The 19,558-nt window shown below is 72.8% G+C and carries 16 protein-coding genes and 1 pseudogene; 12 read left to right on the top strand and 5 right to left on the bottom strand.

The annotated features are described in order from the left end of the window. Nucleotides 1-369 precede the first annotated feature (369 nt). Genes ACIHAR_RS22630 through ACIHAR_RS22620 form a run of 3 tightly spaced genes read left to right on the top strand, consistent with a single transcriptional unit; the run spans nucleotide 370 to nucleotide 3,289 of the window. Nucleotides 370-1,329 (top strand): DUF5819 family protein, encoded by a 960-nt coding sequence (locus tag ACIHAR_RS22630; RefSeq protein WP_365462940.1) that lies wholly within the window; start codon nucleotides 370-372, stop codon nucleotides 1,327-1,329. Continuing rightward, nucleotides 1,326-2,543 (top strand): HTTM domain-containing protein, encoded by a 1,218-nt coding sequence (locus ACIHAR_RS22625; RefSeq protein WP_365462943.1) that lies wholly within the window; start codon nucleotides 1,326-1,328, stop codon nucleotides 2,541-2,543. Before ACIHAR_RS22630 ends, ACIHAR_RS22625 begins: the two co-directional genes overlap by 4 nt. Beyond that, the gene (locus ACIHAR_RS22620; protein ID WP_400021346.1) at nucleotides 2,540-3,289 is read left to right on the top strand and encodes a TrmH family RNA methyltransferase; all 750 of its coding nucleotides are present in this window, start codon (nucleotides 2,540-2,542) and stop codon (nucleotides 3,287-3,289) included. The genes ACIHAR_RS22625 and ACIHAR_RS22620 overlap by 4 nt, the downstream gene beginning before the upstream one ends. A gap of 95 nt (nucleotides 3,290-3,384) precedes the next feature. Here ACIHAR_RS22620 and paaN read toward each other — a convergent pair whose 3' ends face one another. Next, nucleotides 3,385-5,076 carry a phenylacetic acid degradation protein PaaN gene (gene paaN, locus ACIHAR_RS22615; RefSeq protein WP_400021344.1) on the bottom strand — a complete coding sequence of 564 codons (1,692 nt, stop codon included), beginning with the start codon at nucleotides 5,074-5,076 and terminating at the stop codon, nucleotides 3,385-3,387. A 159-nt stretch (nucleotides 5,077-5,235) separates the two neighbouring features. On the opposite strand from paaN, the gene ACIHAR_RS22610 reads away from it, so the two are divergent. After that, nucleotides 5,236-6,750, top strand: a complete 1,515-nt coding sequence (locus ACIHAR_RS22610) for a 3-hydroxyacyl-CoA dehydrogenase (RefSeq protein WP_400021342.1) — start codon at nucleotides 5,236-5,238, stop codon at nucleotides 6,748-6,750. Then, a complete protein-coding gene (locus ACIHAR_RS22605; protein ID WP_400021340.1) occupies nucleotides 6,747-7,355 on the top strand; it encodes a TetR/AcrR family transcriptional regulator in 609 nt (202 codons plus the stop codon). The genes ACIHAR_RS22610 and ACIHAR_RS22605 overlap by 4 nt, the downstream gene beginning before the upstream one ends. Nucleotides 7,356-7,738: 383 nt before the next feature. On the opposite strand, the gene ACIHAR_RS22600 is transcribed toward ACIHAR_RS22605, so the two are convergent. Continuing rightward, nucleotides 7,739-8,224: an Lrp/AsnC family transcriptional regulator gene (locus tag ACIHAR_RS22600; protein ID WP_365463058.1), complete on the bottom strand. Its 486-nt coding sequence runs from the start codon at nucleotides 8,222-8,224 to the stop codon at nucleotides 7,739-7,741. A 190-nt stretch (nucleotides 8,225-8,414) separates the two neighbouring features. On the opposite strand from ACIHAR_RS22600, the gene pdhA reads away from it, so the two are divergent. Genes pdhA through ACIHAR_RS22575 form a run of 5 tightly spaced genes read left to right on the top strand, consistent with a single transcriptional unit; the run spans nucleotide 8,415 to nucleotide 14,402 of the window. Then, nucleotides 8,415-9,548: a pyruvate dehydrogenase (acetyl-transferring) E1 component subunit alpha gene (gene pdhA, locus ACIHAR_RS22595; protein ID WP_400021338.1), complete on the top strand. Its 1,134-nt coding sequence runs from the start codon at nucleotides 8,415-8,417 to the stop codon at nucleotides 9,546-9,548. Further along, complete coding sequence (locus ACIHAR_RS22590; protein ID WP_400021336.1) at nucleotides 9,548-10,552, top strand: alpha-ketoacid dehydrogenase subunit beta; 1,005 nt, start codon at nucleotides 9,548-9,550, stop codon at nucleotides 10,550-10,552. Before pdhA ends, ACIHAR_RS22590 begins: the two co-directional genes overlap by 1 nt. Continuing rightward, nucleotides 10,552-12,003, top strand: a complete 1,452-nt coding sequence (locus ACIHAR_RS22585; protein ID WP_400021334.1) for a dihydrolipoamide acetyltransferase family protein — start codon at nucleotides 10,552-10,554, stop codon at nucleotides 12,001-12,003. Before ACIHAR_RS22590 ends, ACIHAR_RS22585 begins: the two co-directional genes overlap by 1 nt. A gap of 51 nt (nucleotides 12,004-12,054) precedes the next feature. Further along, nucleotides 12,055-13,011, top strand: a complete 957-nt coding sequence (locus ACIHAR_RS22580; RefSeq protein ID WP_365462967.1) for an NTP transferase domain-containing protein — start codon at nucleotides 12,055-12,057, stop codon at nucleotides 13,009-13,011. Continuing rightward, nucleotides 13,008-14,402, top strand: a complete 1,395-nt coding sequence (locus tag ACIHAR_RS22575) for a molybdopterin molybdotransferase MoeA (protein ID WP_365462970.1) — start codon at nucleotides 13,008-13,010, stop codon at nucleotides 14,400-14,402. The genes ACIHAR_RS22580 and ACIHAR_RS22575 overlap by 4 nt, the downstream gene beginning before the upstream one ends. 116 nt (nucleotides 14,403-14,518) lie before the next feature. On the opposite strand, the gene ACIHAR_RS22570 is transcribed toward ACIHAR_RS22575, so the two are convergent. Next, entirely contained in the window at nucleotides 14,519-15,634 is a 1,116-nt protein-coding gene (locus ACIHAR_RS22570) for a potassium channel family protein (RefSeq protein ID WP_365462973.1), read from the bottom strand. Between the two features lie 119 nt (nucleotides 15,635-15,753). Here ACIHAR_RS22570 and ACIHAR_RS22565 point away from each other — a divergent pair. Then, nucleotides 15,754-16,413, top strand: a pseudogene (locus ACIHAR_RS22565) (potassium channel family protein); the annotation flags it as partial. 13 nt (nucleotides 16,414-16,426) lie between these two features. Here ACIHAR_RS22565 and ACIHAR_RS22560 read toward each other — a convergent pair. Both ACIHAR_RS22560 and ACIHAR_RS22555 read right to left on the bottom strand, forming a co-directional pair. Beyond that, nucleotides 16,427-17,275, bottom strand: coding sequence for an ABC transporter permease (locus ACIHAR_RS22560; RefSeq protein WP_365462976.1), 849 nt, complete (start codon nucleotides 17,273-17,275; stop codon nucleotides 16,427-16,429). Further along, nucleotides 17,272-18,291 carry an ATP-binding cassette domain-containing protein gene (locus ACIHAR_RS22555; RefSeq protein ID WP_400021330.1) on the bottom strand — a complete coding sequence of 340 codons (1,020 nt, stop codon included), beginning with the start codon at nucleotides 18,289-18,291 and terminating at the stop codon, nucleotides 17,272-17,274. Before ACIHAR_RS22555 ends, ACIHAR_RS22560 begins: the two co-directional genes overlap by 4 nt. A gap of 169 nt (nucleotides 18,292-18,460) precedes the next feature. Here ACIHAR_RS22555 and ACIHAR_RS22550 point away from each other — a divergent pair, with 169 nt between their 5' ends. After that, nucleotides 18,461-19,441: an NAD(P)H-quinone oxidoreductase gene (locus ACIHAR_RS22550; RefSeq protein WP_400021328.1), complete on the top strand. Its 981-nt coding sequence runs from the start codon at nucleotides 18,461-18,463 to the stop codon at nucleotides 19,439-19,441. Nucleotides 19,442-19,558: the final 117 nt, after the last annotated feature.

Below are 19,558 nucleotides of genomic sequence, written 5' to 3'. Positions count from 1 at the left end.
TGGGTGGTGGCCCCCTTCCTCGATGTGCGCCTCGCCGGGTGTCGCGCGGGGGGGCGTGGGATCGGCTCCGGGTTCCACATCGACACTTATCGAACGGATGTTCTGTGCGGGAGTGCCCGTCCGTTGGGTCCGGGGGGAGGGCTGCGCGGAGTCGGTGGGGCTGAGTACCGTTCCGTGCGACGACTGTGCGACGGCCGTGCGATGGCCGTCCGGCTGTGCGCGGTGATGCGCGAGGACGCGGCGATGCGGACGAACGGGCCGCCGCGGCGCGGTACAGCCATCGGAAGACCAACCGGAATCGGGGAACGGGGCGGAATGGACGCGTACGACGGAGGCTCTGACGCTCCGCGGGATACGGAGGCGGAGGCGGTGCGGGAGCCTGCGGCGGGGCGGCTCGCGGACGGGCCGCCGGCGACGGACCACCCGGCCACCGGGCGTACGGGGACCGCGGAGGCGCGGTCCGACCTCTCCGGCGGGACTGCCGAGTCGCGGGCCGCTTTCTCCGGCGGCACCGGTGAGGTGCGCGCCGCCTTCTCCCGTGAGTCCGCCGAGGCGCAGGCCGGCTTCTCCGCCGAGACCTCCGCAGCGCGCGCCGGTTCCTTCCCCGAGGGCGCCGGGGTCGACTCCGGTGTCTCTCCCGACGCGGCCCCTCGTCACCTCGCCGCCCCCGCGCCGCACCCCCGCACCGGTGTCGCCGCGCTCTCCCCCCGTTACCAGGTCGGTGCCGCCCTGGCGCTCGCGGTCGTCGCGGTGGTCGTCTGTGTGCACGTCGGCATGGTGTTCCTGCACGTCGCGCCGTCCAACACGATCACCAAGACGCACGGCGAGGCGATCGACGAGTGGGTCTACCCGGAGTTCGAGCAGAACTGGAAACTGTTCGCGCCGAACCCGCTGCAGCAGAACATCGCCGTCCACGTCCGCGCCGACATCCGCACGGCCGACGGCTCCTCGCGGACCACCGGGTGGTACGACCTGTCCGCGCAGGACGGCCGGAGCATCGACGGCAACCTGGTGCCCAGCCACACCCAGCAGAACGAACTGCGCCGGGCCTGGGACTTCTACTCGGGCTCGCACGACGCCGACAACCGCTCGGTGGGCCCGCGCAGCGCCCTCTCCGAGGAGTATCTGCGCCGTATCGTCGTCCTGCGCCTGGAGCGGGGCGGCGCGGCCGGGAAGGACGGCCGCGTGGAGCGGGTCCAGATACGTACCCGTACGACCAACGTGCCGGCGCCTCCGTGGAGCTCCGACAAGGTCTCGTCCGAGCCGACGTACCGGGTGCTGCCCTGGTGGTCGGTGCCGGCCGCCGACGCCGGGGGAGACGCGCGATGAACCGGATCTCCCTGTCGGTGTCCACCGCGATAGCCCGCGTGACGGAGTCCGCGCTCGCTCCATACCAGAGCGCCGTGGTCCGCATCGGGCTCAGCCTGACGTGGCTGCTGTTCCTTCTGCGTGAGTTTCCCCACCGGGAGGAGCTCTACGGCCCCGACGGCCCCTGGAGCTGGGAGCTGGGCCGGCGGCTGATCGACGGCAACGGCGCCTTCACGGCCCTGATGTGGTCGGACGCGCGCGGCTGGTTCGAGGCCGTCTACCTGCTCGCGGTTCTGGCGAGCCTGTTGCTGCTGCTCGGCTGGCGCACCCGCACGATGTCGGTGCTGTTCATGGTCGGCGTGCTCTCGCTGCAGAACCGCAGCGTCTTCATGGGCGACGGCGGCGACAACGTGCTGCACCTGATGTCCATCTACCTCGTGTTCCTCCGCTGCGGCCAGGTGTGGTCGCTGGACGCACGGCGGGCGCGGCGCGCGGCCGAGGCACGCGCGCGGGGGGAACGGGTCACCGACCGGGTCGGGCCCGTCCTGTGGGGGGTGTCCGGGGCCGCGCTGGTCGCGGCGACCGGGACGGGCCGCCTCGACGGCGACTTGATCGTCCCGGTGATCCTGTGGGCGGCCTGGGCCGCGCAGGGTCTGTGGTGGGCCGTGGGGCGCCTGACGCGGTCCGGCGAGCCCCGGATCCTGCTGGACGTCGTCACCAACATCCTGCACAACGGCGCCCTGCTGGTGATCATGGCGGAGGCCTGTCTGATCTACGCGACGGCCGGCTGGTACAAGATCCAGGGCTCGCGCTGGCAGGACGGCACCGCGGTCTACTACCCGCTGCACCTCGAGTACTTCTCTCCCTGGCCCGCCCTCGGCGACCTGCTTTCCTCCAGCGGCACCATGGTGATGCTCGTGACCTACGGGACGGTCCTCGTCCAGGTCGCTTTCCCGTTCACGCTGTTCAACCGGCGGGTGAAGAACGTCCTGCTCGTGGCCATGATGACCGAGCACGCGGCGATCGCCGTGGTCCTCGGCCTGCCGTTCTTCTCGCTGGCGATGATCGCGGCGGACGCGGTCTTCCTGCCGACGTCGTTCCTGCGCCGGCTGGGCGGATGGACGGCACGCGTGCGTGAGGCGGCGCTGCCGCGGGCTCGCGCCGCCGTTCCGGAGCAGCGGGGCCCGCGCACAGCCGAGGACGCCGAGCCCAGCCGCGTAGGCTTCACGGCATGACCGACCCGCTCGCCCAGTGGCGCCGGCTCGCCGACGCCTCCGTGCTGCTCGACGGCTTCCACGCCCTGAAGCACGCCGTGCGTTTCGGGGCCGAGGTCCCGGTGGCGGTCGCGGTGGACCGGCGGGCCGCGCTCGCCCTGGCCGACGAGCTCGCGCCCGACGTACGGGCGACGCTGGACGCGCTGCTGACGGAGGTGCCGCAGGAGGCGTACGCCTCGCTGGTGCCGCGGCCGCATCCCACCGCCGTGGCCGCGCTGGCCGTACGTCCCCCTCGCGAGGCGCACCTGCGGGCGCTGGCCCGGATGCCGCGCGGCGCGCCCGTCGTGGTCCTCGACGAGCCGCGCAACCTGGGCAACGCGGGAGCCGTGATCCGGCTGGCCGCCGGCTTCGGAGCGACCGGCGTGGTCACCACGGGCACGCTCGACCCCTGGCACCCGACCGTCGTGCGCGGCGGGGCGGGGCTGCACTTCGCGACCGCCGTGGAGCGGCTGACCGTCGGCGAACTGCCGCCCGGTCCGCTCTTCGCGCTCGACCCGGAGGGCGAGGACATCCGGGGTGTGAAGCTCCCGGACGACGCCGTCCTCGCCTTCGGGTCGGAGCGCAGCGGGCTGTCCGCTCCACTGCGCGCGCGTGCCGACCACCTGCTGTCCCTGCCGATGCGCCCCCAGGTCTCCAGCTACAACCTGGCGACCAGTGTGGCGATGACGCTCTACCACTGGAGCGCGGGCGCGCCCGGCGCCCCCTGAGGGGCGCGGGGCCGGGACGACATGCGGCTACCGCCGGTTGGGGGCGGCCGGCCACAACGGCCCGCGGCCGCGCCCTGCACCCGGCCTTCGAGCCCTCAGGCCTCCCGGCGCACCTCGACGACCCGGAAGCGGTTCGCCACGAACGCCCCGTCACACAGCGCGGCGTTCGCCGCCGGGTTGCCGCCCGACCCGTGGAAGTCGGAGAAGGCGGCCGTCTGGTTGACGTAGACCCCGCCGGTGAGGTTGAGGGAGAGCTGGGCGGCCTCCTCCAGGCAGACCTCCTGGACGGCCTGCTCGACCTCCGCGTCGGTCGTGTACGCGCCGACCGTCATGGCGCCCTTCTCACGGATCGTGCGCCGCAGCAGCTCGACGGCGTCCGACGCGGAGTCGACGGCGACGGCGAAGGAGACCGGGCCGAAGCACTCGCTCATGTACGCGGCCTCGTCGTCGGGCTTGGCACCGTCCAGTTTCACGATCACCGGCGTGCGCACGACCGCGCCCGGGAACTCCGGGTTGGCCACCTCGCGGGAGGCGAGCGCCACCTCGCCGAGCCCCGCCGCGGCCTCCAGGCGGGCCTTGACGTCCGGGTTGACGATCGCGCCGAGCAGTGCGTTCGCGCGCGCGTCGTCACCGAGGAGGCCGTCCACCGAGCGGGCGAGGTCGGCGACGACCTCGTCGTAGGTCCGGGGGCCCTCGTCGGTGCTGATGCCCTCCCGGGGGATCAGCAGGTTCTGCGGGGTGGTGCACATCTGGCCGCTGTAGAGCGAAAGCGAGAAGGCAAGGTTGGCCAGCATCCCCTTGTAGTCGGCGGTGGACTCCACGAGGACCGTGTTGACGCCGGCCTTCTCCGTGTACACCTGCGCCTGGCGGGCGTTGGCCTCCAGCCAGTCGCCGAAGGCCGTGGAACCGGTGTAGTCGATGATCCGGATCTCGGGGCGGGTGGCCAGGATCTTGGCGATGCCCTCGCCGGGCCGCTCGGCGGTCAGCGCGACCAGGTCGGGGGCGAAACCGGCCTCGGCGAGCACCTGTCGGGCGACCTGCACGGTGAGCGCCAGCGGCAGCACCGCGCGCGGGTGGGGCTTGACCAGGACCGCGTTGCCCGTGGCCAGGGAGGCGAAGAGGCCCGGGTAGCCGTTCCACGTCGGGAAGGTGTTGCAGCCGATGACCAGGGCGATCCCGCGCGGGACCGGCGTGAAGCTCTTGGTGAGCGCGAGCGGGTCGCGCTTGCCCTGCGGCTTGTTCCACTCGGCCGTGTGCGGCGTGCGGACCTGCTCCGCGTACGCGTACGCCACCGCCTCCAGGCCGCGGTCCTGGGCGTGGGGGCCGCCCGCCTGGAACGCCATCATGAAGGCCTGGCCGGAGGTGTGCATGACCGCGTGAGCGAACTCGTGGGTCCGGTCGCTGATCCGCTTGAGGATCTCCAGGCAGACCACCGCGCGGACCTCCGCGCCCGCGTCCCGCCAGGCGCGCTGCCCGGCCTTCATGGCGGGCAGGAGCGTGTCGATGTCCGCGTGCGGGTAGGTCACGCCCAGTTCGATGCCGTACGGGGAGACCTCGCCGCCGACCCAGTCGTCCGTGCCGGGCTGGTCCAGGTCGAGGCGGGTGCCGAGCAGGGCGTCGAAGGCGGCCTTGCCCGCGGCGGCGTCCAGGCTGCCGTGCTCCCCGTAGGCCTTGGGGTGCTCGGGGTGCGGGGACCAGTACGCGCGGGTGCGGATCGCCTCCAGGGCCTGGTCGAGGGTGGGCCGGTGCTTGGCGATCAGATCGTGGGGGGTGAGTGCGGCGGCCATGCGGGACCAACTCCTCGTCTGGAGAACTCTTCGTCGAGCTCATGACCTGTGCGAAACAAGGACAGGAACAGGCGGTCAGAGTTAGAGTAACCGAACGATCGGTCGGGACAAGGGGGACCGCCGCATCTGTGGAAAACCCCGTGCGGGAGGATCGCGCACATGACAGCACTCGACCTCAGCAGCCCCGTGGCCGTCGTCGGCACCGGCACCATGGGCCAGGGCATCGCCCAGGTCGCGCTGGTCGCGGGCCACCCCGTGCGGCTGTACGACGCCGTCGCCGGACGCGCCCGGGAAGCGGCCGTCGCGATCGGCGCCCGCCTCGACCGGCTCGTCGAGAAGGACCGGCTCACCGCCGCCGAGCGGGACGCCGCGCGCGCCCGCCTCGCCCCCGTCGAGACCCTCGACGGGCTCGCGGACTGCGCGCTGGTGGTGGAGGCCGTCCTGGAGCGGCTGGACGTCAAACAGGAACTGTTCCGGGCGCTGGAGGACGTCGTCGGCGACGACTGTCTGCTCGCCACCAACACCTCCTCCCTGTCGGTGACGGCCATCGGCGGCGCGCTGCGCAACCCGGGCCGCTTCGTCGGCCTGCACTTCTTCAATCCCGCACCGTTGCTGCCGCTCGTCGAGGTCGTCTCCGGCTTCGCCACCGACGTCACCTCGGCCACGCGCGCGTACGAGACCGCCCGCGCCTGGGGCAAGACCCCGGTCGCCTGCGCCGACACCCCCGGCTTCATCGTCAACCGCATCGCGCGGCCCTTCTACGCCGAGGCCTTCGCCGTCTACGAGGCCCAGGGCGCCGACCCGGCCACCATCGACGCCGTCCTGCGGGAGTCCGGCGGCTTCCGGATGGGCGCCTTCGAACTGACCGACCTGATCGGGCAGGACGTCAACGAGTCCGTCACCCACTCCGTGTGGCAGTCCTTCTTCCAGGACGTGCGGTTCACCCCCTCCCTCGCGCAGCGCCGCCTGGTCGAGTCCGGCCGGCTCGGCCGCAAGACCGGTCAGGGCTGGTACGACTACCGCGACGGCGCCGAGCGCGCGGAGCCGCACACGGCGGAGAAGCACCGGCCGCCCGCCTACGTCGTGGCCGAGGGCGACCTGGGCCCGGCCTCCGAGCTGCTGGCGATGATCCGCGAGGCGGGCATCCAGGTCCGCGAGGAGGAAGAGGACCACGGCACCCGCCTGGTGCTGCCGAGCGACGGCCAGCTCGCGCTCGCCGACGGGCAGACCTCCGTCGAGTTCCGCGATGTCGTCTACTTCGATCTCGCCCTGGACTACCGCAAGGCCACCCGTGTCGCCCTGTCCGCCTCCCAGGACACCTCCCCGCAGGCCCTGTCCGAGGCCATCGGCCTGTTCCAGGCGCTCGGCAAGGACGTCAGCGTCATCGGCGACGTCCCCGGCATGATCGTCGCCCGTACGGTCGCGCGGATCGTGGACCTCGCGTACGACGCCGTCGCCAAGGGCGTGGCCACCGAGGAGGACGTCGACACCGCGATGCGCCTGGGTGTGAGCTACCCCCTGGGCCCCTTCGAGTGGAGCCGCAGGCTGGGCCGCAACTGGGCCTGCTCCCTCCTCGACGACCTGCACGAACGCGACCCGTCCGGCCGCTACGCGCCCTCCCTCGCGCTGTACCGGCACTCCTACGCCACCGAGAAGCGGGAGGGCGCCTCGTGACCACCGCCAAGCGCGACACCTACACCCCGGAGACGCTGCTCTCCGTCGCCGTGCAGGTCTTCAACGAGCGCGGCTACGACGGCACCTCCATGGAGCACCTCTCCAAGGCGGCCGGCATCTCCAAGTCGTCGATCTACCACCACGTCACCGGCAAGGAGGAGCTGCTGCGCCGCGCCGTCAGCCGGGCGCTGGACGGTCTCTTCGGCATCCTCGACGAGGAGCCCGCGCGCGTGGGGCACCCCGTCGACCGCCTGGAGCACGTCGTCCGGCGCATGGTCGAGGTGCTGATAGCCGAGCTGCCCTACGTGACGCTGCTGCTGCGCGTGCGCGGCAACACCGACACCGAACGGTGGGCGCTGGAGCGGCGCCGCGACTTCGACCACCGGGTGGCCGCCCTGCTCAAGGCGGCCGCCGCGGACGGCAGCGTGCGCGGCGACGTGGAGGTGCGCCTGGCGACCCGACTGGTCTTCGGAATGATCAACTCGATCGTCGAGTGGTACCGCCCGGACGGCCGGGGGATGGGCGTCCGGGAAGTGGCGGACGCGGTGGTGCGGCTGGTGTTCACCGGGCTGCGCTCGGAGGGGCAGGCGGACACCACCGGCTAGGGCCGGTCCGGCGGGCCAGATCAGGTCGCGAGAAGGCCGACGGCGGCTCCTGAGCCGTCGGCAGGCTCCGGGCCTCATGCCTGTGGCCGGGGCCCCTATGTGGCTTGCCTCCACCTGGCTCGGCCATCCTCATGGGGTTCGGTCCCCTCATGCGGTTCCGACCCCTCATGCGGCTTGAGCCCCTCATGTGGCTCAGCACTCTCATGCGGCTCGGGCCCCGATGTGGCTCGGGCCCGCTTTGGTAAGCCCTCCTCCTATGGCTCAGCCCTCCTCCTATGGCTCAGCCCTCCCCCTATGGCTCAGCCCTCCCCCTATGGCTCAGGCCTCACCCCTGTGGCTCAGCCCCACCCCTGCGGCTCGACCCCACCCCCGTGGCTCCGGCCTCATCCCTGGGGCTCCAGGTCCTCCTCCTCGAACACCAGCAGCGTGCGCGTGCTGAGCACCTCGGGGATCGCCTGGAGCCGGGTGAGGACCAGTTCGCGCAGGGCCCTGTTGTCGGGGGTGTGCACCAGGAGCAGGACGTCGAAATCGCCCCCGACGAGGGCGATGTGCGAGGCGCCCGGCAGCTGTCTGAGCTGCTCGCGCACCGTGCGCCAGGAGTTCTGGACGATCTTCAGGGTGATGTACGCGGACGTGCCGTGGCCCGCGCGTTCGTGGTCGACGCGGGCGCCGAAGCCGCGGATGACGCCGTCGTCGAGGAGCCGGTTGATGCGTGCGTAGGCGTTGGCGCGCGAGACGTGGACCCGCTCGGCGACCGACCGTATCGAGGCGCGGCCGTCCGCCTGGAGCATCCGCAGGATGTCCTGGTCGATGGCGTCGAGCGGGCGGGGCGGTGGCAGCGGGGCCCCGCCGTCCGGGCCGTCGGCCATTTGTTCAGATGCCATGTCCCCCCACCTCTCCGCCGTGGACGTCCTGCGTCCATCTCAGGCTGTGCAGAACCGTTTGTCCACAGCCTGAGGGTGCCTGTAGCCAAAATGTGCCGACGACCGAACAATCGGTAGGTGAGGCGGGTCACAGCCGACACGCCTCCCGTAGCCACTCCCATGAGGAGGTGCCGTCATGACGGTGATGGAGCAGCGGGGCGCGTACCGGCCGACACCGCCGCCCGCCTGGCAGCCCCGTACCGACCCCGCGCCGCTGCTGCCCGACGCCGAACCCCACCGCGTCCTCGGCACCGAGGCGGCCGCGCAGGCCGACCCGGAGCTGCTGCGCCGGCTCTACGCGCAGCTGGTGCGCGGCCGTCGGTACAACACGCAGGCCACCGCCCTCACCAAGCAGGGCCGTCTCGCTGTCTACCCCTCCAGCACCGGTCAGGAGGCCTGCGAGGTCGCCGCAGCGCTGGTCCTCGAGGAGCGGGACTGGCTCTTCCCCAGCTACCGCGACACCCTCGCGGCCGTCGCGCGCGGCGTGGACCCCGTCGAGGCCCTGACCCTGCTGCGCGGTGACTGGCACACCGGCTACGACCCCTACGAGCACCGCGTGGCGCCCCTGTGCACCCCGCTCGCCACCCAGCTCCCGCACGCTGTGGGCCTCGCCCACGCCGCCCGTCTCAAGGGCGACGACGTGGTCGCCCTCGCCATGGTCGGCGACGGCGGCACCAGCGAGGGCGACTTCCACGAGGCGCTGAACTTCGCCGCCGTCTGGCAGGCCCCGGTCGTCTTCCTCGTCCAGAACAACGGCTTCGCCATCTCCGTACCGCTCGCCAAGCAGACCGCGGCGCCCTCCCTGGCCCACAAGGCCGTCGGATACGGCATGCCGGGCCGGCTGGTCGACGGCAACGACGCGGCCGCCGTGCACGAGGTGCTGAGCGACGCCGTACGGCAGGCGCGCGCGGGCGGCGGCCCGACGCTCGTCGAGGCGGTCACCTACCGCATCGACGCCCACACCAACGCCGACGACGCGACCCGCTACCGCGGCGACGCAGAAGTCGAGACGTGGCGCGAGCACGACCCGATCCTGCTGCTGGAACGCGAGCTGACCGCGCGCGGGCTGCTCGACGAGGAGGCGAAGCAGGCCGCGCGGGACGCCGCCGAGACCATGGCCGCGGACCTGCGGGCCCGGATGAACCAGGACCCGTCGCTCGACCCCACGGACCTGTTCGACCACGTGTACGCGGAGACCACTTCCCAACTGCGGGAGCAGCGCGCCCTGCTGCGGGCGGAGCTCGAGGCGGAACAGGAAGGGGCGCACTGATGACCACCGTGGCCGTCAAGCCCGCCACCATGGCGCAGGCCCTCACGCGCGCTCTCCGCGACGCGATGGCCGCCGACCCGTCCGTGCACGTCCTGGGTGAGGACGTCGGCACCCTCGGCGGCGTCTTCCGGGTCACCGACGGACTCGCCAAGGAGTTCGGCGAGGACCGCTGCACGGACACCCCGCTCGCCGAGGCGGGCATCCTCGGCACCGCCGTCGGCATGGCCATGTACGGCCTGCGGCCGGTCGTGGAGATGCAGTTCGACGCCTTCGCCTACCCGGCGTTCGAGCAGCTCATCAGCCATGTCGCCCGCATGCGTAACCGCACCCGGGGCCGCATGCCGCTGCCGATCACCGTCCGCGTGCCCTACGGCGGCGGCATCGGCGGCGTCGAGCACCACAGCGACTCCTCCGAGGCGTACTACATGGCGACTCCGGGGCTCCATGTCGTCACGCCCGCCACCGTCGCCGACGCCTACGGCCTGCTGCGCGCCGCGATCGCCTCCGACGACCCGGTCGTCTTCCTGGAACCCAAGCGTCTGTACTGGTCCAAGGACGCCTGGAACCCGGAGGACCCGCAGACGGTCGACCCGATCGGCCGCGCGGTGGTGCGGCGCCCGGGCCGGAGCGCCACCCTGATCACGTACGGGCCGTCGGTGCCGGTCTGCCTCGAAGCCGCCGAGGCGGCACGCGCCGAGGGCTGGGACCTCGAAGTCGTCGATCTGCGCTCCCTGGTGCCGTTCGACGACGAGACGGTCTGCGCCTCGGTACGGCGGACCGGCCGCGCGGTCGTCGTGCACGAATCGGGCTCCTTCGGAGGTCCGGGCGGGGAGATCGCGGCCCGTGTCACGGAGCGCTGCTTCCACCACCTGGAGGCACCGGTGCTGCGCGTCGCCGGGTTCGACATCCCCTATCCGCCGCCGATGCTGGAGCGGCACCACCTGCCCGGCGTCGACCGCATCCTGGACGCCGTGGCGCGTCTGCAGTGGGAGGCCGAGAGCTGATGGCGCAGGTGCTGGAGTTCAAGCTGCCCGACCTCGGGGAGGGGCTCACCGAGGCGGAGATCGTGCGCTGGCTGGTCCAGGTCGGTGACGTCGTCGCCGTCGACCAGCCGGTCGTCGAGGTGGAGACGGCCAAGGCGATGGTCGAGGTGCCCTGCCCCTACGGCGGTGTGGTCACCGCCCGCTTCGGCGAGGAGGGCGCCGAACTGCCCGTCGGCGCCCCGCTGCTGACGGTCGCGGTCGGCGAGACCGCCTCCGGCTGTGCGTCGGACGACGCGAACACCCAGGGCTCGGGCAACGTGCTGGTGGGGTACGGCACCTCGGACGCGCCCGCCCGGCGCCGCAGGGTGCGTCCCGCGCCCGCGCAGCCGGCACCGGCGGCACGGTCCGAAGCCGTACGGCGGGAGCCCGTCCTGCCGGACGCCGCCGTGCCGGCCTCCGCACGGCCGGGGCCCGCCGTCGCCGCGGCGGCCGACGGGCAGCGGGGCGGCTCCGGCGAGGCCACGGGCCCGGTGGACGGCCCCGTGCCCGTGATCTCCCCGCTCGTCCGCCGGCTCGCCCGGGAGAACGGTCTCGACCTGAGGGAGCTGACCGGTTCCGGGCCCGACGGGCTGATCCTGCGGGCCGACGTCGAGTACGCGCTCCGGGCCGCCGCGCAGGGCCGCCCGGCGGCACCGTCGCCCGAGCCGCCCGCGCGCGTGGCGCCGGCGACGACCGCCCCGGTCCCCGCCGCTTCCGTCCCCGCCACCTCGGCTCCGGCCCCCGGCGGTGTCCGCATCCCCCTCAAGGGCGTTCGCGGTGCCGTCGCCGACAAGCTCTCCCGCAGCCGCCGGGAGATCCCCGACGCGACCTGCTGGGTGGACGCCGACGCGACGGAGCTGATGCGCGCCCGGGCGGCGATGAACACCGCCGGCGGCCCGAAGATCTCCGTCCTCGCGTTGATGGCCCGGATCTGCACCGCTGCCCTGGCTCGCTTCCCGGAGCTGAACTCCACGGTCGACCAGGAGGCGAGGGAGGTCGTCCGGTTCGACCACGTCCACCTCGGGTTCGCCGCGCAGACCGAGCGGGGGCTCGTCGTCCCCGTCGTCCGCGACGCGCACGCCCGGGACGCCGAGGGGCTCACCGCGGAGTTCGCCCGCCTCACCGAGAGCGCCCGGGCGGGGACCCTCACCCCGGGTGAACTGACCGGTGGCACCTTCACGTTGAACAACTACGGCGTGTTCGGCGTCGACGGCTCCACCCCGATCATCAACCACCCCGAGGCGGCCATGCTCGGCGTCGGCCGCATCGTCCCCAAGCCGTGGGTTCATGAGGGCGAACTGGCCGTGCGTCAGGTCGTGCAGCTCTCGCTCACGTTCGACCACCGCGTGTGCGACGGCGGTACGGCGGGCGGCTTCCTGCGTTACGTGGCGGACTGCGTGGAACAGCCGGCGGTGTTGCTGCGCACACTGTGATCCCGGGCCTGCCGCGTTCCCTGAGGTCGGCGGGCCGCGCATACTCGGGGAGTGACCTCGAACGCGCCTCCCGGCGCCCGTGACACAGGCCCGGCTCCCGGCAGCCCGCCGGGCCGGGCCTCCGGCGCGTACGACGCCGTCGTCCTCGCCGGGGGCGGCGCCCGCCGCCTCGGCGGCGCCGACAAGCCCGCCGTGCGGGTGGGCGGGCGCGCGCTGCTCGACCGCGTGCTGGCCGCCTGCGCCGCCGCTCGGACGACCGTCGTCGTCGCCGACCCCCGGCCCACCGTCCGCCCGGTGCGGTGGACGCGTGAGGACCCGCCCGGCGCGGGCCCCCTCGCGGCCCTGGGGGCCGGGCTGCGCCACGCCACAGCCGAGCGCGTCGTCGTCCTCTCCGCCGACCTGCCCTTCCTCGCCGCCGACACCGTGGGGCAGCTGCTGGCGGCCCTGGGCGACAGCGGCACCGAGGGCGCGCTGCTCACCGACGCCGACGGCCGTGACCAGCCGCTCGTCGCCGCGTACCGCACGGCCGCCCTGCGCCGCGAACTGGCGGCGCTCGGCGGGGAGCGGGGCGGCCTCACCGGCCTCCCCCTGCGCCGGCTGACCGCCGGGCTCGACCTCACCCGCGTCCCCGACCCCGTCGCGTCCTTCGACTGCGACACCTGGGACGACATCGCCACCGCCAGGGCACGTATCAGGGAGCATGGCCACGTGTTGGATGAATGGATCACCGCAGTCAAGGATGAGCTCGGCATCGACCTCGATGTCGACATCCGCCTCCTCCTCGACCTCGCCCGCGACGCCGCCCACGGAGTGGACCGGCCTGCGGCCCCACTGACCACCTTCCTGGTCGGCTACGCCGCCGCGCGGGCCCAGGGCGGCCCCGAAGCCGTCGCGGAGGCCGCCCGCAAGGCCGCCGCCCTGGCCGCGCGCTGGGCCGAGGAGCGCACCGACGGCCAGGCCGACGTGGCTCCCGACGCCACGCCCGACACCCGCCCGGACGCCGGATGACCGCCCCGGGCATCCGGGACGGCCAGGACGCCGATGACCTCGATGTCGAGGAGGCGCTCGCCCTCGTGAAGGACGGCAACAGCTCCCCGCGCCCGCCCGGCGACAGCGGCGCCGCGCACGGTGAGGGGCACGGCGACGGGCACCGGTCCCGCGCCTCCCACACCCCCCACGACGGGCGGTCCGGCCATCGGGCGACTCCCTGGGCCGAGGCCCGCGCGATCGCGGGCCGTGCCGCCCGCTCCCTCGCCGCCCGCCGCACCCCCGTCTCGGTGACCCTCGGCGACGCCCTCGGTCTCGTCCTGGCCGCCCCCCTCACCGCCCTCACCGACCTGCCCTCCTTCGACACCTCGGCGATGGACGGCTGGGCGGTCGCCGGCCCCGGTCCCTGGGACGTACGGGACGAGGGCGTCCTGGCCGGGCATGCCGAGCCCACGCCGCTCACCGACGGGGAGGCCGTCCGTATCGCGACCGGCGCCCGCATCCCGCCGGACACCACCGCGGTGCTGCGCAGCGAGCACGGCCGCACCGACGAGAAGGGCCGACTGCATCCCACCCGGGATGTTCAGCACGGCCAGGACATCCGGCCACGCGGCCAGGAGTGCCGTAGCGGTGACCAACTGCTGCCCACCGGAGCGGTGGTCACCCCGGCTGTCCTGGGGCTCGCCGCGGCCGCCGGCTACGACACGCTGGCCGCCGTCCCCAGGCCCCGGGTCGAGGTGCTCGTCCTGGGCGACGAACTGCTCACCGAGGGACGCCCGCACGACGGCCTCATCCGGGACGCACTCGGCCCGATGCTGCCGCCGTGGCTGCGCGCGCTCGGCGCCGAGGTGGTGGCGCTGCGCAGGCTGGGCGACGACGCGGAGGCCCTGCACCAGGCCCTGACGACGTCCGCGGCCGACCTGATCGTCACCACCGGCGGCACGGCCGCGGGCCCCGTCGACCACGTTCACCCCACCCTGCGCCGCATCGGCGCGGAGCTCCTGGTCGACGGCGTCCAGGTGCGCCCCGGCCACCCGATGCTGCTGGCCCGCCTCCGGGACGAACAGCACCTCGTCGGCTTGCCCGGCAACCCCCTCGCTGCCGTTTCCGGCCTGCTGACGCTCGCCGAGCCGCTGCTGCGTACACTCGCCGCCCATCCGGCCCCGGAGCCGTACACACTGCCGCTGAGGGATGCGGCGCACGGGCACCCGTACGACACCCGGCTCATCCCGGTCGTCCTGCGCGGCGACCATGCCGTGCCGCTGCACTACAACGGCCCGGCGATGCTGCGAGGGATCGCGGTGGCCGACGCCCTCGCCGTCGTGCCGCCGGGCGGGACAGCGGCCGGTGAGGAAGCGGAACTGCTCGACCTGCCGTGGGCTACGGCCGGGATCGGGTCCTGTTTCACGTGAAACAGGGCCCTGCGCCATCTGCGTCCGTTTCACGTGAAACATGTCGATGGACCCTCTGGGTCTGTTTCACGTGAAACGTTCGGATAGTGGCCGTGCCCCAGCCTCGGCCACCCCGGTCACGCGTGCTCGTTGGCGGTCGCCCGGCTCACCGTGATGAGACGGTCTCGGGGCTGGAGCTCCGTGAGCCGGGGGTCACCGAAGTTCAGGAGTTCCTTGCCCCGGACGACGGCCACGACGAGGTCCGCGCAGTCGCGTGGCGGCCGTCCGGCCTCTTCCGGGGTGATGGGACGTTCGAGCAGGTCCAGGCCGCTGCCGAGGGTCATCAGATCCTCCAGGGTCCTCGCCACGGTCGGGCTGACCATGGACACCCCGAGCAGTCGGCCGGCGGAGCTGGAACTGGTCACCACGGTGTCCGCGCCGCTCTGCTTGAGCAGCGGTACGTTCTCGTCCTCCCGGGCGGCGGCGACGATCGTGGCGCGCCGGTTGAGCTGGCGGGCGGTGAGGGTGACCAGGGCGGCGGTGTCGTCGCGTTGCGGCGCGACGATCACGCGGGCGGCGTTCTGGGCCTCCGCCCTGAGGAGGGTCTCGGACCGGGTGGCGTCCCCGGTCACCGCCACCAGCCCGTCGTCCCCTGCCGCCAGCGTGGCTTTGCGCTGGGCGTCCACCACGACGATCTGTTCCTTCGCGATGCCCTGCCCGACGAGGGTCTGCACCGCGTGGCGGCCCTTGGTGCCGTAACCGACGACCACGACGTGATCGCGGGTGCGGGTGCGCCAGCGGTGGACCCGCACCTGCTGACGGGTGCGCTCGGTGAGCACTTCCAGGGTCGTGCCGACCAGGATGATCAGGAACAGCACGCGCATCGGGGTGATGACGAGGATGTTGATGAGCCGGGCCGCGTCGCTGACGGGCGTGATGTCGCCGTAGCCGGTGGTGGAGAGGGTGACCGTGGCGTAGTAGGCGGCGTCGAGGAGATCGACGGAGCCGTCGGAGTTGTCGTTGTAGCCGTCATGGTCGAGGTAGACGATGAGGGTCGTGAGAGCCAGCACCAACAGGGCCAGAGCGAGGCGTCGCAGCACCTGCTGGAGCGGAGGGAGGCCGCTCTGCAGTGGCATCGTGATGGAGCGGCCGGCCTCGGCGTCGTCGCGGGCCTCGGCGCGCGAGTGGTACCAGAGCGACTTGAGGAGGGAGAGTCGTCGCGTCCCGGTCGGCTGTCGTTCGTCGTCTCGCATTGTGTGCCCCCTGCGGTGGTCATCCGATCGGTGGGCACCATGGTTCCTGGCGGGTCGTACCCGTCAGCATGCAACACCCCGTCCGCACCGAGGTTCAGCCCAGTATCCCGGAGGTCCCCTTGCGCGACCACACTGTCGTCGTCGGCTTCGGCACGAAGGGGCGGGCCGCGATCCGCACCGCCTGTGCCTCGGGGCTGCGGAAGGAGCAGGTCGTCGTCATCGACCCTGGTGCCAAGATGATCGCCGCGGCCACGGCCGAGGGCTACGAGGGCGTGGTCGGCGACGCGACGCGCAGTGACGTGCTGCGGCGGGCCGAGGTGCAGCGGGCCGGAAAGATCATCATCGCGACGGAACGCGACGACACCTCCGTCCTCGTCACCCTGACCGCCCGCCAGCTCAACCCCCGCGTGAAGATCGTGGCCGCCGTGCGGGAGGAGGAGAACGCGCCGTTGCTGCGGCAGTCCGGCGCCGACGAGGTCATCACCAGTGCCGGCGCGGCCGGGCGGCTCCTCGGCCTGTCTGTGCTCAGCCCCGCGGCCGGCCGGGTCATGGAGGACCTCATGCACCAGGGCAGCGGCGTGGACCTCGTCGAACGCCCGGTCACCAAGGCCGAGTCGGGGCGCACCCCGCGGGAGACGGATGACCTGGTGGTGAGCGTCCTGCGCGGCCACCGGGTGCTCGCCTACGACGATCCGGCGATCGGCGTCCTGGAGTTGACGGACCGTGTGGTCACCATCGTCCGGGTGCCGCCGGAGCCGCCGACGGCACCCCGCTTCTGAACCGGGCCGTGCCCTACTTGCGGTTGTACAGCCGCATCGTCACCGGCCCGAAGACCAGCACGAACAGGCCCGCCCACCCCAGCGACCAGGCGATCTCGGCGGTCGGCCAGTCGCCCGCCATCAGCCCGCGCACCGCGGACGACAGATGGGTCACCGGGCTGTTGTTGACGAACGCCTGGAGCCAGCCGGGCATGGTCTTCGGGTCGACGAACACGTTGGACAGGAAGGTCAGCGGGAAGATCACCATCATGCTGACGCCCATCACGGACTTCTCGGTGCGCAGCAGCAGACCGAACATCGTCCAGATCCAGGAGAACGCGAAGGAGAAGACGACCAGCAGGGCGATCCCGGCGACGACGCCGCCGACCCCGCCGTCCGGGCGGTAGCCGAGGATCATGCCGACGGTGAGCATCACCACGGAGGCGATGGTGTAGCGCAGGGCGTCGCCGAGGAGGTAGCCGACCATCGTCGACGGCCGCCAGATCGGCAGCGAGCGGAACCGGTCGAACACGCCCTTCTCGATGTCCGTGTTCACCGAGACGCCCGTGTACATGGTGATCATCACGACCGACATCACGAGGATGCCCGGCAGCAGAAACTGGATGTACTCCTCCGGCGATCCGGCCAGGGCGCCGCCGAAGAGGTACGTGTACATCAGCACCATCATGATCGGGAAGGCGGTGACGTCGAAGAGCTGCTCCGGCACGTGCTTGATCTTCAGGACGGCCCGCCAGCCGAAGGTGAGGGAGGCCGACCAGGCGCTCGGGCGCGGCGGGCGCTCCTTGGCGACGAGGAGTGCGGCGAGGGAGTCGGCGCTGACCGGGGCGAGGTCCTGGGCTTCGTTGGTCGTCGCGGTGCTCATGCCGCCACCTCGTCCTTCGGGTCGGTGTTCGCGTCGTCGGCCGTGGTGCGCGTGTCGTGTCCGGTGAGGGCGAGGAAGACCTCGTCGAGGCTGGGCTGGCCCAGCGAGAAGTTGTCGACGGTGATCCCCGCCCGGGCGAGCTCGGAGAGGGCCCGCGCGGCCTGCTCGGCGGCCGTGCCGCTTGCCGCGACGCCCAGCCGGGCCGTCAGGGCCACCGGGTCGGGTTCGGGCTGCACGGACGCGCCCAGCACCCGCCGCAGCACCTCCGCCGCCTCGGACCGCTGCGCCGCCTCGCGCAGCCGCAGATGGACGGACCCGGCGCCCACGGACGCCTTCAGCTCGCCCTTCGTGCCCTCGGCGATCACCCTGCCGCGGTCGATGACGGCGATCCGGGAGGCCAGCTGGTCGGCCTCGTCCAGGTACTGCGTGGTCAGCAGCACGGTGGTGCCCTGCGCGACGACCGCCCGCACGATGTCCCACACGTGGTTGCGGCTGCGCGGGTCGAGACCGGTGGTCGGTTCGTCCAGGAAGAGCAGGTCGGGCGTGCTGAGGATGGACGCGGCGATGTCGATGCGGCGCCGCATGCCGCCCGAGTAGTGCTTGACCTGCTTCCCGGCCGCGTCGGTGAGTCCGAACGCCTCCAGCAGCTGCGCCGACCGCTGTCGGGCGGCCTTCTTGCCGTGCCCGAGGAGCCGGCCCAGCAGCACCAGGTTCTCGGTGCCGGTGAGGTCCTCGTCCACCGACGCGTACTGCCCGGTGAGGCTGACCCGGCCGCGCACCTCGTCGGCCTCGCGGACGACGTCGTGGCCGAAGACGTGGGCCTCGCCGCCGTCGGGCCGCAGGAGGGTGGCGAGCATCTTGACCGTGGTGGTCTTGCCGGCGCCGTTGGGTCCGAGGACGCCGTAGACCGTGCCGGCGGGCACGGCGAGGTCGACGCCGTCCACGGCCCTGGTCTCGCCGAACGTCTTCACCAGGCCCGCGGTCTCGATGGCCAGGCCGGCGGTGTGCTGGCTCATGGTGGGGTGTCCTTCCGCGCATGTGGGTGACGCAGGGGGAGACCTTCACCGTCGCGCAAACTCATCGGTCGCGCACAGGGTTTTCCGCGGGATCGGTCGAAATGACCGACGCGGGTCCGACCGGAGACGCAGGCGTCGTGGGCGGAGACGCAGGAGTAGCGTCCTCCTCATGCATGCGATCACGATTCCCGAACCTGGTGGTCCCGAGGCGCTGGTGTGGGAGGAGGTCCCCGACCCCGTGCCCGGCGAGGGCGAGGTCCTGGTCGAGGTGGCGGCCGGCGCCGTCAACCGTGCCGACATCCTGCAGCGGCAGGGCTTCTACAACCCGCCCCCGGGCGCGTCGCCCTACCCCGGTCTGGAGTGCTCCGGGCGCATCGCCGCGCTCGGCCCGGGCGTCGGCGGCTGGGCCGTCGGTGACGAGGTGTGCGCGCTGCTCGCGGGCGGCGGATACGCGGAGAAGGTCGCCGTCCCGGCCGGGCAGCTGCTGCCCGTCCCCGAGGGCGTCGGCCTCGTACAGGCCGCCGCGCTCCCCGAGGTGACCTGCACGGTGTGGTCGAACGTCTTCATGATCGCCCACCTGCGCCCCGGCGAGACGCTGCTGGTGCACGGCGGCTCCAGCGGCATCGGCACCATGGCGATCCAGCTGGCCAAGGCCGTCGGCGCCAAGGTCGTCGTCACCGCGGGCACCGAGGAGAAGCTGCGGCGGTGCGCCGAGCTGGGCGCGGACGTGCTGATCAACTACCGCGAACAGGACTTCGTCGCCGAGGTCAATAAGGCCACGGACGGGGCCGGGGCCGACGTCATCCTCGACAACATGGGCGCCAAGTACCTGGAGCGCAACGTCCAGAGCCTCGCCGTCAACGGCCGCCTCGCGATCATCGGCATGCAGGGCGGGGTGAAGGGTGAGCTGAACATCGGAGCGCTCCTGAGCAAGCGCGCCGCGATCAGCGCGACCTCGCTCAGGGCGCGCCCCCTCGGCGAGAAGGCGGCGATCGTCGCGGCCGTCCGCGAGCACGTCTGGCCCCTGCTGGCCGCCGGCCACGTCCGCCCCGTCGTCGACCGCGAGATCCCCATGAGCGACGCGGCCGCCGCCCACCGGGTGGTCGAGGAGAGCGGCCACGTCGGCAAGGTGCTGCTCGTCACGCCCTGACCGCATCCCGTCCCGTCCAGGCCCTAGCTTGATCTTTAACCTGGTGCCTCGAACGGCGCCTCGTACTTGATCACTCGGGTTGGTAACTGCCGTACATGCAGGCGGCCTTCGGCTGAC

The sequence above is a fragment of the Streptomyces sp. NPDC052016 genome, from assembly GCF_044548445.1.
Classification (GTDB): domain Bacteria; phylum Actinomycetota; class Actinomycetes; order Streptomycetales; family Streptomycetaceae; genus Streptomyces.
This window is presented reverse-complemented; position numbering and strand designations above follow the sequence as displayed.

Bases quoted from the DNA above. Each gene is read 5' to 3' on its own strand.
- ACIHAR_RS22625 (WP_365462943.1), top strand. From the start codon at position 1,326: ATGAACCGGATCTCCCTGTCGGTGTCCACCGCGATAGCCCGCGTGACG.
- ACIHAR_RS22620 (WP_400021346.1), top strand. From the start codon at position 2,540: ATGACCGACCCGCTCGCCCAGTGGCGCCGGCTCGCCGACGCCTCCGTG.
- paaN (WP_400021344.1), bottom strand. From the start codon at position 5,076: ATGGCCGCCGCACTCACCCCCCACGATCTGATCGCCAAGCACCGGCCC.
- ACIHAR_RS22610 (WP_400021342.1), top strand. From the start codon at position 5,236: ATGACAGCACTCGACCTCAGCAGCCCCGTGGCCGTCGTCGGCACCGGC.
- ACIHAR_RS22600 (WP_365463058.1), bottom strand. From the start codon at position 8,224: ATGGCCGACGGCCCGGACGGCGGGGCCCCGCTGCCACCGCCCCGCCCG.
- pdhA (WP_400021338.1), top strand. From the start codon at position 8,415: ATGACGGTGATGGAGCAGCGGGGCGCGTACCGGCCGACACCGCCGCCC.
- ACIHAR_RS22590 (WP_400021336.1), top strand. From the start codon at position 9,548: ATGACCACCGTGGCCGTCAAGCCCGCCACCATGGCGCAGGCCCTCACG.
- ACIHAR_RS22585 (WP_400021334.1), top strand. From the start codon at position 10,552: ATGGCGCAGGTGCTGGAGTTCAAGCTGCCCGACCTCGGGGAGGGGCTC.
- ACIHAR_RS22575 (WP_365462970.1), top strand. From the start codon at position 13,008: ATGACCGCCCCGGGCATCCGGGACGGCCAGGACGCCGATGACCTCGAT.
- ACIHAR_RS22570 (WP_365462973.1), bottom strand. From the start codon at position 15,634: ATGCGAGACGACGAACGACAGCCGACCGGGACGCGACGACTCTCCCTC.
- ACIHAR_RS22560 (WP_365462976.1), bottom strand. From the start codon at position 17,275: ATGAGCACCGCGACGACCAACGAAGCCCAGGACCTCGCCCCGGTCAGC.
- ACIHAR_RS22555 (WP_400021330.1), bottom strand. From the start codon at position 18,291: ATGAGCCAGCACACCGCCGGCCTGGCCATCGAGACCGCGGGCCTGGTG.
- ACIHAR_RS22550 (WP_400021328.1), top strand. From the start codon at position 18,461: ATGCATGCGATCACGATTCCCGAACCTGGTGGTCCCGAGGCGCTGGTG.